Source organism: Rossellomorea aquimaris (genome assembly GCF_020172085.1).
GTDB lineage: Bacteria > Bacillota > Bacilli > Bacillales > Bacillaceae_B > Rossellomorea > Rossellomorea aquimaris_E.
Window position 1 is genome coordinate 1 of record NZ_JAIVAT010000007.1, and the last position, 12,178, is coordinate 12,178.

Here is a 12,178-nt window from a genome sequence, read left to right on the forward strand (position 1 = left end):
CACGTAAGTGAGTAAGATCCCTAGAAGATGACTAGGTAGATAGGTCAGAGATGGAAGCATGGCGACATGTGGAGTTGACTGATACTAATCGATCGAGGACTTAACCACAAAGAGTCATTATTAAATGAACAACATTGGTCGATTCTCGACTTTCTTGACATCAATCCTTTATCTAGTTTTGAAGGAACAATCCTTCAATTGAATATTCGTCTGGTGATAATGGCGAAGAGGTCACACCCGTTCCCATGCCGAACACGGAAGTTAAGCTCTTCAGCGCCGATGGTAGTTGGGGGATCTCCCCCTGTGAGAGTAGGACGTCGCCAGGCAGATAGGAAAAGAGTAGCTCATTGGAGTTACTCTTTTTTTGATTAATGCGAATGGGTAGGTGGTGTTTCGTGTTTAGGTAATAATTGGTAAAATACGCATAAAACAAAAAAATGACGCAAATATCACTGAAAACGACGCAAAAAATAAAATTATGACGCAATTCCCTCCGAAAATGACGCAATTCTTGCGGCCCACCCGTATAATTCTATCAATATAGATGTCCTTCCTACCAAATTCTTACCTACACTAAAGAGTTTTAACCAAAATGCCCTAATAAGTAGTAAATATAAACGAAAAATAGTCACATTTCATAAAAACCAGAATAGGAATCTACTATTTTATACAATATCACTCTCAAGTAAATATAATATGATCAATACTTCACAATCTGACCACCACCACAATCTAACCCCAACCCCACTCCCAATCAACCACCCCCTCAAGCACATCCCTTTCCTCTCCAACCAAACCCCTTTATACTAAACCCAAACCCTAAAAGGAGGACTATCTCATGACAACCACCAACATGCGCGAACAATACAACGAATACATCGCGAAATTCAAAGAGAAAACACCTCAAGAAACACAGGATAAAATGAAAAAAGCCATCACAGAGCTTGAAAACTCAGAAGACGGTAAAGGTCTCCGCATAGGAGACAAAGCACCGAACTTCTCATTACCCGATGCTACTGGCAAGCCGGTTCAATTGAAGGACCTACTAAGCAATGGCCCAGTCATTCTAACATTCTACCGCGGCGGATGGTGCCCATATTGCAATATGGAGCTGCGTACCTACCAACAGCTGATGGAAGACATTAAAGCCACTGGCGCCGAACTTGTAGCGGTCAGTCCGCAAACTCCGGATGCTTCTCTTTCTACTAAAGAGAAAAATGAGCTCGATTATTTTGTACTAAGTGATGAAGGAAATAAAGTGGCAGATGACTATAAGCTTGTGTATAAACTGCCTCCATACCTCGTAGATATCTACAAGGAAAAGGGACTTGATCTTGAGAAAGCGAACGACAGTGATTCCTGGACGCTTCCTGTTTCCGCGACGTACATCATTCAGCAGGACGGAACGATCGCATATGAGTATACAAAAGCCGATTATAAAGATCGTGTAGAACCTTCTGAAGTGGTGGAGAAGTTAAAAACTCTATAAGATTGTAATACAAGAAGGCTTTATGGCTGCTTATAACAAGCGGACATAAAGCCGTTTTTTGTTTTATCCCGGCCCAATTGGGAAAGACAAAGAGTAGGGCGTTTGATTTTCTAGAAATTGTCATCGAATATTCACTCATAATTCTTCCTGAAGTGGTTCATATTCTCGATTTTTTCTAGTAAAATAGGAACTTAATTTGAGCATACTACAGGTAGTAGTGAAGAGAGGAGCATCCAGGTGTTAGAGAACAGTGTGATGATGGTCATCATTATTTTATTGATTAATATTGTGTATGTATCATTTTTTACAATAAGAATGATCCTGACATTGAAGGGTTATCGATATTTTGCAGCGTTTGTGAGTACGTTTGAGGTTGTCATTTATGTGGTAGGTCTTGGGCTGGTACTGGACAATCTGAATGAGATCCAGAATTTGATTGCGTATGCGGTCGGGTATGGTCTTGGTGTGATTGTCGGGATGAAGATCGAGGAGAAGCTGGCTCTTGGGTATATCACGGTGAATGTGATTACGAAGGAGTATGATAAGGCCCTTCCGAATGAGCTTCGTTCCCGTGGATACGGGGTGACGAACTGGGAGGCGAATGGTCTGGAAGGAAACCGGATGGCGCTGCAGATCCTGACTCCCCGAAAGTATGAAATGAAGCTGTATGATACAATTAAAGAGCTTGATCCGAAGGCGTTCATCATTGCCTATGAACCGAAAGCGATTCACGGAGGGTTCTGGGTGAAGACGGTCCGAAATATACGTAAAGGAAAATTAAAAGAATGAGTAAAAAGAAGTTATTATTCGAAGTGCAGGAGAATGAGACGATTGCAGATTGCCTGGATCGTATGAAGGATATGGGTTATATGCCTGTCAGGCGCATGGAGAAGCCCGTATTTGAGGAACAGAAAGAAGGAAACAAAACGGAGTATGTCCCTATTAGACAGACAATTGTCTTTGAAGGAAAGAGGATCGAGGAGTAAAGCGCTTCAAATCCGAACATTAATTTTCAGACTTTTATTATCGTTCGATTATTCGTTGACAGGGTCTCGATATCACGTTATGATGGAGACAAATAAACCGAATACCCTCATATAATAATGGGAATATGGCCCATGAGTCTCTACCTGACTACCGTAAATGGTCGGACTATGAGGGAAAGTAGATGTCTGGATGCAGATCTCATGGTGTGGACCTTACCCTGATCAAGAGGACCATACTCTGTAAAATACCCAGATCAATTGCTTTCTCTCAAGAAGAGTAGAGAACAGTTGATCTGGGTATTTTTTGTTAGCGGGGTTCGGTAAACTACGGGAGGTGCCTGTCACCATTATGATATCAGTAATCATGGGAAGTACATCGGACTGGGAGACAATGAAGCATGCGTGTGAGGTATTGGAGGAGCTTGAGATTCCGTTTGAGAAACAGGTGGTATCGGCTCACAGGACACCTGATTATATGTTTAAGTTTGCAGAAGATGCAAGGAATCGTGGAGTAAAGGTGATCATTGCAGGTGCAGGAGGTGCTGCTCACTTGCCTGGAATGGTGGCTGCAAAGACAACACTGCCTGTGATCGGGGTTCCGGTACAGTCTAAGGCACTGAATGGATTGGATTCACTGCTTTCGATCGTGCAGATGCCTGGGGGAGTTCCGGTGGCGACGGTGGCGATTGGAAAAGCGGGGGCTACCAATGCAGGACTGCTTGCTGCTCAGATCCTTTCAATTGAAGATAAAGAGTTGGCCAATACACTGGAAACTAGACGGGAAGCGCTACGGGAAAAAGTGATGGAAAGCAGTGATGACCTTGAATAAGAAGACGATACTACCAGGACAGATGATCGGGATTATCGGCGGCGGACAGCTTGGCAGGATGATGGCGCTGGATGCAAAAGCAAGAGGCTTTCGGGTCGCTGTATTAGATCCTTCTCCTGACTCACCATGTGCACAGGTTGCCGATCTTGTGATCACGGCAGGCTTCGACCAGTATGACGCTTTGTACAGACTGGCGGAAGAGTGTGATGTGATTACATACGAATTTGAAAATATCGATTATGAAGCGCTGAAATGGTTGTCTGAGCGCGCTTATTTACCTCAAGGGGCAGAGTTGATCCGCATTACACAGGACCGCATCATGGAAAAGGAAGCCCTTACGTTGGCAGGGGTGGAAGTGGCTCCTTATGCTGTGATTAAACAACAGAAGGACATCTATGATAATATAGAAAAGCTTGGCTATCCAGTGGTATTAAAGACAGCAAGAGGCGGTTATGACGGGAAGGGACAATATGTGATCCGTGAAGCAGGCCAGATTGAGGAAGCTGCTGCATTATTGGAGAACGGTCCATGCGTGCTGGAAAAATGGATACCTTTTGAGAAAGAACTATCCGTGATCATGACGCGAAATCCCGATGGACAGCAGACGAACTTTCCGGTAGTGGAAAATATTCATGTGGATAATATCCTGCATGAAACAATCGCGCCGGCCAGGGTGAGTGAAGAAACAGCGGCTAAGGCGATCGAGATGGCGAAGAGAATCAGTGAGACACTTGACCTTGTCGGGACGCTTGCAATTGAAATGTTCCTGACAGCGGATGGAGACATCTACATCAATGAACTGGCTCCAAGGCCTCATAATTCAGGTCACTACTCGATCGAAGCGTGCGACTTTTCTCAATTCGCCCAGCACGTCAAAGCGGTATGCAACTGGCCGCTTGTCCAACCGACCTTATTAAAGGACGCTGTGATGGTTAATCTATTAGGAGAGCATATCGAGCCTATTATGAAGGCTGTTCCAAAACACCCTGACTGGTTTATCCATCTGTATGGCAAGGATGTACCGAAGCCGAAACGGAAGATGGGGCATGTCACTATGTTATCAAATGATATAGAAGAGACATTGTCAAACGTAAATGAAGCGGGGATTTGGAAGGTGCAAGAAAAGATCGGAGGACGACTGGTATGATAGAACGTTATACACGCCCTGAAATGGGAGCAATTTGGACAGAAGAAAATCGTTTTCAAGCATGGCTTGAAGTAGAAATACTGGCTTGTGAAGCATGGGCTGAGATCGGGGACATTCCGAAAGAGGATGTTGCGAAGATCCGTGAGAACGCGGGATTCAATGTGGACCGCATCAAGGAAATCGAAGAAGAAACGCGTCACGACGTTGTAGCCTTCACTCGAGCGGTTTCTGAAACGCTTGGGGAAGAAAGAAAATGGGTTCATTACGGACTGACTTCAACGGACGTTGTGGATACGGCCCTTTCATATCAACTGAAGCAGGCGAACGAGATCATTCTTAAAGACTTGGAACGCTTTGTAGAAATCTTAAAGAATAAGGCAATCGAGCATAAACATACGGTCATGATGGGACGTACGCACGGTGTTCACGCTGAGCCTACAACGTTCGGTTTGAAGCTTGCCCTTTGGTATGAAGAGATGAAGCGTAACGTTGATCGCTTTAAAGCGGCTGCTGATGGAGTGGAATTCGGTAAGATCTCAGGAGCGGTTGGAACGTATGCCAATATCGATCCATTCGTAGAAGCCTATGTGTGTGAAAAGCTTGGTATCAAGCCAGCACCGGTTTCCACACAAACACTTCAGCGTGATCGTCATGCTCACTACATGGGGACACTTGCACTGATTGCGACGTCTATCGAGAAGTTTTCTGTTGAGGTTCGCGGATTGCAGAAGAGTGAGACGCGTGAAGTAGAAGAATTCTTCGCAAAAGGTCAAAAAGGATCATCAGCGATGCCTCATAAGCGTAACCCGATCGGTTCTGAGAACATGACGGGAATGGCACGCGTGATCAGAGGGTACATGCTGACAGCGTATGAAAATGTGCCACTATGGCATGAGCGTGATATCTCTCACTCATCCGCAGAGCGTGTGATCCTGCCGGATGCGACGATTGCCCTTAATTACATGCTGAACCGATTCGGAAATATCATCAAGAACTTGACGGTTTTCCCTGAGAATATGCAGCGCAATATGGATCGCACACTTGGTTTGATCTACTCGCAACGTGTCCTTCTCGCTCTTATTGATAAAGGGATGACCCGTGAAGAGGCATACGATACGGTGCAGCCGAAAGCGATGGAAGCGTGGGAGAAGCAAGTGGCGTTCCGTTCTCTTATTGAAGAGGATGCAACGATCACGTCCAAGCTGACGCCGGCTGACATTGATGACTGCTTCGATTACAACTATCACTTAAAACATGTGGATACAATCTTTGAACGTTGCGGCTTGGTATAAGTCCTTCTGACAAATGAATAAGGCAGGGGTTTTTAACGGAATCCCTTCCTTTTTTTATGAAAATATAGACTGAAGATTGGCAATTTTCAAGGAACAAGGGGGATTTCACGTGGAAAAAGGTACGCTTTTATATGAAGGAAAAGCGAAACAAATTTTCAAAACGAACGATGAGGACGTCGTTTGGATTCAGTATAAGAATTCTGCCACTGCTTTTAACGGGGAGAAAAAAGCGGATATCGACGGCAAAGGGGTTTTAAATAATAAGATTTCGAGCTTGCTATTTTCAAAGCTTGCTGAAAATGGGATACAGAGTCACTTTATTAAACAGATTTCAGAGGATGAGCAGTTGGTCAAACGTGTAAGGATCATTCCACTTGAAGTCGTGGTCCGGAACGTGATTGCAGGAAGTTTATCAAAACGCCTTGGAAAAGAAGAGGGGACACCCCTTCAAAAGCCGATCATCGAATTTTACTATAAAGACGATGACCTTGGAGATCCACTTATCACGGATGATCATATTGATTTCCTGGAGATCGCCTCTCGGGAAGAACGTGCCGAGGTCAGAGAGATGGCACTCGGTGTGAATGAAGTCCTTCAAGGAATTTTCAAAGAAGCGGGAGTCACGCTTGTCGATTTCAAATTGGAGTTTGGAAAAGATCGTAATGGAACGATTCTATTAGGGGATGAAATCTCACCCGACACGTGCCGTCTGTGGGACGCCGAAACGAATCAAAAGCTTGATAAAGATGTTTTCAGAAGAGATATTGGCAGTTTAACAGAAGTATACTCAATCATTTTAGAACGCTTAGGAGGAAACAAACTATGTACAAAGTAAAGGTTTATATCACATTAAGAGAAAGTGTATTAGATCCTCAAGGAAGTGTTGTGAAACAGGCGCTGCATTCAATGGAATTCAAAAGTGTTGAAGATGTGCGCGTAGGGAAGTATATGGAGTTGACTCTTCCATCATCAGTTGAAAACGTGGAAGCGACGGTTGAAGAGATGTGTCATCGATTACTTGCCAACCCTGTCATCGAGGATTACCGATATGAAATCGAGGAGAGTGTCGCTCAATGAAGTTTGCAGTAATTGTATTCCCAGGCTCTAACTGTGACATCGATATGTACCATGCGATCAAGGATGAAATCGGTGAAGAAGTGGACTACGTTTGGCACGATGCTGATAATCTGGAAAACTATGATGCGATTCTATTACCAGGAGGATTCTCGTACGGGGATTACCTACGTTCAGGGGCAATTGCCCGTTTCTCGAACGTGATGAAAGAGGTCGTGAAGGCGGCAGAGCAAGGCAAGCCGGTTCTTGGTGTGTGCAACGGATTTCAGGTTCTACTCGAAACAGGACTACTGCCAGGGGCCATGCGCCGGAATGACAGCTTGAAATTCATTTGTAAAACCGTGCCGTTAACCGTTGAGAATAATGAAACGATGTTCACGAATGGTTATGAGAAAAATGATGTGATTCAAATTCCGATTGCACATGGTGAAGGAAATTACTTCTGTGATGAAGAGACGATGATCACACTGAAAGAAAACAATCAAATTGTCTTCACGTATACAGATGAAAACCCGAACGGAAGCGTTGAAAATATTGCCGGGATCACCAATAAAGCAGGAAATGTCCTTGGGATGATGCCTCATCCGGAACGCGCCATGGACACTTTACTAGGTAGTGAAGACGGGAAGAAACTATTTCAATCGATTGTGAAACACTGGAGGGAAAAACATGTCGTTAATGCTTGAACCAACTTCAACACAAGTGAAAGAAGAACAGCTTTATCGTGAGATGGGTTTAACAGACGAAGAATTTTCAATGGTGGAAAACATCCTCGGAAGAACACCGAACTACACAGAGACCGGTCTTTTCTCTGTTATGTGGTCAGAGCATTGCAGCTATAAAAATTCGAAGCCTGTATTGATGAAATTCCCGACCACAGGTGAACGGGTTCTTCAAGGACCTGGAGAAGGAGCTGGGATTGTTGATATTGGCGATGATCAAGCAGTGGTGTTCAAAATCGAGAGTCACAATCATCCGTCAGCCATCGAGCCTTATCAAGGAGCGGCAACGGGTGTCGGAGGTATTATACGAGACGTATTCTCGATGGGGGCAAGACCTATTGCACTCCTCAACTCTTTACGCTTTGGAGAGTTGGATTCTCCTCGTGTTCAGTATCTATTTAAAGAAGTCGTAGCCGGCATTGCAGGATACGGAAACTGTATAGGGATCCCAACGGTCGGCGGGGAAGTTCAATTTGATGCTTCTTACGAAGGAAATCCCCTTGTAAACGCCATGTGTGTCGGGTTGATCGACCATAAGGATATTAAAAAAGGTCAGGCACACGGTGTCGGCAATACCGTCATGTACGTTGGGGCGAAAACAGGTCGTGACGGCATTCACGGAGCCACTTTCGCATCCGAGGAATTAAATGAAGGATCGGAAGAGAAGCGCCCTGCTGTTCAAGTGGGAGATCCATTTATGGAAAAATTACTACTTGAAGCGTGTCTGGAGCTTGTTCAGAACGATGCTCTTGTCGGGATTCAAGATATGGGAGCGGCTGGTCTGACAAGCTCATCAGCGGAAATGGCGAGTAAAGCGGGATCCGGAATCGAAATGGATCTGGATCTTGTACCACAGCGTGAAAGAGGCATGACGGCGTATGAAATGATGTTGTCAGAGTCACAGGAACGCATGCTGATCGTCGTGGAAAAAGGCCGTGAACAAGAAATCGTGGATCTTTTTTCAAAATATGATTTAGAAGCAGTTTCAATTGGAAAGGTAACAGACGATAAACGCCTTCGTCTTCTTCACCAAGGTGAAGTCGTGGCAGATGTGCCGGTCGATGCCCTTGCTGAAGAGGCACCTGTTTATCACAAGCCTTCTCAAGAAGCGGCTTATTATAAAGAGTTTCAAGCAATGGAAACAGCGGCGCCAGCAGTAGCCGATCATAAAGAAACGCTCAAGGCGCTCTTGCAGCAGCCAACGATTGCGAGTAAAGAATGGGTATACGATCAATATGACCATCAAGTAAGAACGAGCACGGTTGTGAGCCCAGGTTCTGATGCCGCGGTTGTACGTGTACGTGGTACGAGAAAAGCTCTTGCCATGACAACGGATTGTAATTCACGTTACTTGTACCTGGATCCCGAAGTCGGAGGAAAGATTGCTGTAGCAGAGGCAGCTCGTAACATCGTATGTTCAGGAGCGATCCCACTAGCGATCACCGACTGCTTGAACTTCGGAAATCCGGAGAAACCGGAAATCTTCTGGCAAATCGAGAAGTCCGTTGAAGGAATGAGTGAAGCATGCCGTGAGCTTTCGACTCCGGTTATCGGTGGAAATGTTTCCTTATATAACGAATCAATGGGGACAGCTGTTTATCCAACACCTGTAGTCGGGATGGTCGGACTGATTGAGGACGTCGATCATATTACGACTCAAAGCTTCAAGGATGCTGGGGATTCGATTTATGTGATCGGTGAGACACATGAAGAGTTCGGAGGAAGTGAGCTTCAAAAGCTGACAGAAGGAAAAATCTTCGGTCAGGCACCGAAGATTGATTTAAAAACCGAGCTTCGCCGTCAAATGCAGCTGTTAGAAGCGATTCAAAAAGGTCTTGTGGCATCTGCCCACGATATCGCTGAAGGTGGTTTCGCCGTTGCTCTTGCGGAATCGACTTTTGGAACAAAAGGATTGGGAGCAAACGTTGAGATTTCAGGAGAAAACAATGTGGCAGACCTTTTCAGTGAAACACAATCGAGATTCATCGTATCGGTGAAACCGGAACACAAGAATGAATTTGAGAAACTGGTACCAGAAGCGAAAGTCATTGGTAACGTCACCGATCTTGGAGCAATTAAGGTGTCATCAGAAAATGGAGATGTCATTTTACAGGCATCTGTAGAAGAATTGGAGTCAGCTTGGAAAGGAGCGATCCCATGCCTGCTGAAATCAAAGGCTTAAACGAAGAATGTGGAGTATTCGGGATCTGGGGACATCCGAATGCCGCGCAAATTACGTATTACGGACTTCATAGTCTGCAGCATAGAGGACAAGAGGGAACAGGTATCGTCGTGTCTGACGGTGATACGTTACGTTGCTTAAAAGGGGAAGGCCTCGTAACGGAAGTGTTCCAGGAAGGCACGATCGAGAAGCTTGAAGGGGATTCGGCCATCGGTCACGTGCGCTATGCGACGGCTGGAGGTGGAGGCTACGAAAATGTTCAGCCTCTTCTCTTCAATTCCCAAAGCGGAAGTCTTGCGCTTGCCCATAACGGGAATCTGGTTAATGCGAACGCCTTGAAGCATCAGCTTGAAGGTCAGGGGAGTATTTTTCAAACAAGTTCAGATACAGAAGTATTGGCTCATTTGATTAAACGAAGCGGCTATTTCAACCTGAAGGACCGCGTGAAAAACGCGCTGACCATGTTGAAGGGTGCCTATGCATTTGTCGTCATGACGGAAACAGAGATGATGGTGGCGCTTGATCCACACGGTCTTCGTCCATTATCTCTTGGTAAGCTTGGGGATGCTTACTGCGTGGCGTCAGAAACATGTGCCTTCGATATCGTAGGGGCTGAATTTGTAAGGGATATCGAGCCAGGGGAGCTTGTGATCATCAATGATGAGGGGTTGACCTCAGAACGGTTTAGTTTTTCAGGCGGTAATGCGATGTGTACGATGGAATACGTATACTTCTCAAGACCGGACAGCAATATACAAGGCATCAACGTCCATTCTGCTAGAAAACGGATGGGGATGGAATTGGCGTATGAAGCACCGATCGAAGCGGATGTTGTCACAGGTGTGCCGGATTCGAGCATTTCGAGCGCCATCGGGTATGCGGAAGCATCAGGCATCCCATATGAAATGGGTCTGATCAAGAATCGTTATGTTGGCCGCACGTTCATTCAGCCTTCTCAATCTTTACGTGAGCAGGGTGTGAAGATGAAGCTTTCGCCTGTCAGAGGCGTTGTAGAAGGGAAACGCGTCGTCATGGTGGACGATTCCATTGTTCGTGGAACAACGTCGAAACGGATCGTGACCATGCTGAAGGAAGCGGGAGCCAAGGAAGTGCATGTGTGCATCAGTTCACCGCCGATCAAGAACCCTTGCTTCTACGGCATCGATACATCGACTCATGAAGAGCTGATCGCCTCTTCCAACTCAGTGGAAGAAATGCGCCAGATCATCGGAGCGGACTCATTGACATTCTTGAGCACAGACGGTGTGATTAAAGCCATCGGCCGGGATGATTCATCGGAAAACCGCGGCCAATGCATGGCTTGCTTTACAGGAAAGTATCCAACGGAAATCTACCCGGATACACTTCATCCACATGAAAAAGAGTTAGTGAAATAGGGGGAATCATGATGGCAAATGCGTATCGTCAGGCAGGAGTAGATATAGAAGCAGGATACGAATCCGTCGACCGGATCAAAAAGCACGTGAAACGAACGGCACGCGAAGGCGTTCTAGGTCAGCTGGGCAGCTTTGGTGGAATGTTCGACCTATCCTCCTTGAATTTAAAGGAACCCGTTCTCGTCTCTGGTACAGACGGAGTCGGAACGAAGCTGAAGCTTGCCTTCATGGCAGACAAACACGATACAATCGGGATCGATTGTGTGGCCATGTGCGTGAATGACATTGTCGTTCAAGGTGCGGAACCACTGTATTTCTTAGATTATATAGCGACCGGGAAAGCACTCCCGGAGAAGATAGAAGGTATTGTAAAAGGAATTGCGGACGGATGTGAAACAGCGGGCTGCGCGCTGATCGGTGGCGAAACCGCCGAGATGCCTGGTATGTATTCTGATGAAGAATATGACATTGCCGGGTTCGCTGTTGGCGCCTGTGAAAAAAAAGAGATCATCACAGGCGAAAAAATTTCTGAAGGAAATGTGTTAGTCGGACTGGGGTCCAGTGGTATACACAGTAATGGATACTCTTTAGTGAGAAAAGTATTCTTCGAAGATCAGTCGTTTTCTTTGGAAGAATCTTTACCTGAAGTCGGGACCACACTAAAGGAAGCCCTTCTTACACCGACAAAGATTTATGTGAAACCGGTGTTAGCGGCACTTAAACAATTCTCCATCAACGGAATGTCCCATATCACTGGCGGTGGCTTTATTGAAAATATCCCGCGGATGCTTCCAGAGGGATTGCAGGCAGAGATAACGGAAGGTAGCTGGGAGATTTCGGCCATTTTCACTGCCCTTGAGCAGCACGGAGACATTCCACGCAGCGAAATGTATAACATTTTCAATATGGGGATTGGATTTGTGCTAGCTGTAGAGGAAGCGGAAGCAGAAGACATTCTTCGATTCTTCAATGAACAGGGAGAAGACGCCTTTATGATTGGACGCGTTTCAAAAGGAACAGGAGTAAGCTTTGTTCGTTGAGAATGAAGGATGAGCATGTC

At 45.6% G+C, this 12,178-nt stretch carries 12 protein-coding genes, 2 rRNA genes and 1 riboswitch; all 14 genes read left to right on the top strand.

What is annotated here, in order from left to right; all coding sequences use genetic code 11:
* Positions 1–108 (top strand): 23S ribosomal RNA (locus tag LCL96_RS12645); the annotation flags it as partial.
* A gap of 101 nt (positions 109–209) precedes the next feature.
* Positions 210–326, top strand: a 5S ribosomal RNA gene (gene rrf, locus LCL96_RS12650).
* A gap of 512 nt (positions 327–838) precedes the next feature.
* The gene (locus LCL96_RS12655; protein ID WP_224941824.1) at positions 839–1,489 is read left to right on the top strand and encodes a peroxiredoxin-like family protein; all 651 of its coding nucleotides are present in this window, start codon (positions 839–841) and stop codon (positions 1,487–1,489) included.
* A 258-nt stretch (positions 1,490–1,747) separates the two neighbouring features.
* Positions 1,748–2,278: a DUF5698 domain-containing protein gene (locus LCL96_RS12660; RefSeq protein WP_263628219.1), complete on the top strand. Its 531-nt coding sequence runs from the start codon at positions 1,748–1,750 to the stop codon at positions 2,276–2,278.
* Positions 2,275–2,475, top strand: a complete 201-nt coding sequence (locus LCL96_RS12665) for an NETI motif-containing protein (RefSeq protein WP_224941826.1) — start codon at positions 2,275–2,277, stop codon at positions 2,473–2,475. The genes LCL96_RS12660 and LCL96_RS12665 overlap by 4 nt, the downstream gene beginning before the upstream one ends.
* Before the next feature lie 87 nt (positions 2,476–2,562).
* Positions 2,563–2,664, top strand: a riboswitch (purine riboswitch).
* Positions 2,665–2,824: 160 nt separating this feature from the next.
* A complete protein-coding gene (gene purE, locus LCL96_RS12670) occupies positions 2,825–3,304 on the top strand; it encodes a 5-(carboxyamino)imidazole ribonucleotide mutase (protein WP_224941827.1) in 480 nt (159 codons plus the stop codon).
* Entirely contained in the window at positions 3,291–4,451 is a 1,161-nt protein-coding gene (purK, locus tag LCL96_RS12675) for a 5-(carboxyamino)imidazole ribonucleotide synthase (RefSeq protein WP_224941828.1), read from the top strand. The genes purE and purK overlap by 14 nt, the downstream gene beginning before the upstream one ends.
* Positions 4,448–5,743: an adenylosuccinate lyase gene (gene purB, locus LCL96_RS12680; protein ID WP_224941829.1), complete on the top strand. Its 1,296-nt coding sequence runs from the start codon at positions 4,448–4,450 to the stop codon at positions 5,741–5,743. Before purK ends, purB begins: the two co-directional genes overlap by 4 nt.
* Before the next feature lie 109 nt (positions 5,744–5,852).
* On the top strand, positions 5,853–6,578 hold the full coding sequence (gene purC / locus LCL96_RS12685) for a phosphoribosylaminoimidazolesuccinocarboxamide synthase (RefSeq protein WP_224941830.1): 726 nt from the start codon (positions 5,853–5,855) through the stop codon (positions 6,576–6,578).
* The gene (gene purS / locus LCL96_RS12690; RefSeq protein ID WP_034760827.1) at positions 6,566–6,820 is read left to right on the top strand and encodes a phosphoribosylformylglycinamidine synthase subunit PurS; all 255 of its coding nucleotides are present in this window, start codon (positions 6,566–6,568) and stop codon (positions 6,818–6,820) included. Before purC ends, purS begins: the two co-directional genes overlap by 13 nt.
* Positions 6,817–7,503 carry a phosphoribosylformylglycinamidine synthase subunit PurQ gene (gene purQ / locus LCL96_RS12695; RefSeq protein ID WP_224941831.1) on the top strand — a complete coding sequence of 229 codons (687 nt, stop codon included), beginning with the start codon at positions 6,817–6,819 and terminating at the stop codon, positions 7,501–7,503. Before purS ends, purQ begins: the two co-directional genes overlap by 4 nt.
* Complete coding sequence (gene purL, locus LCL96_RS12700) at positions 7,487–9,721, top strand: phosphoribosylformylglycinamidine synthase subunit PurL (RefSeq protein WP_224941832.1); 2,235 nt, start codon at positions 7,487–7,489, stop codon at positions 9,719–9,721. Before purQ ends, purL begins: the two co-directional genes overlap by 17 nt.
* Positions 9,697–11,118, top strand: coding sequence for an amidophosphoribosyltransferase (purF, locus tag LCL96_RS12705; RefSeq protein ID WP_224941833.1), 1,422 nt, complete (start codon positions 9,697–9,699; stop codon positions 11,116–11,118). Before purL ends, purF begins: the two co-directional genes overlap by 25 nt.
* Before the next feature lie 11 nt (positions 11,119–11,129).
* Positions 11,130–12,158: a phosphoribosylformylglycinamidine cyclo-ligase gene (gene purM, locus LCL96_RS12710; RefSeq protein ID WP_224943423.1), complete on the top strand. Its 1,029-nt coding sequence runs from the start codon at positions 11,130–11,132 to the stop codon at positions 12,156–12,158.
* Positions 12,159–12,178: the final 20 nt, after the last annotated feature.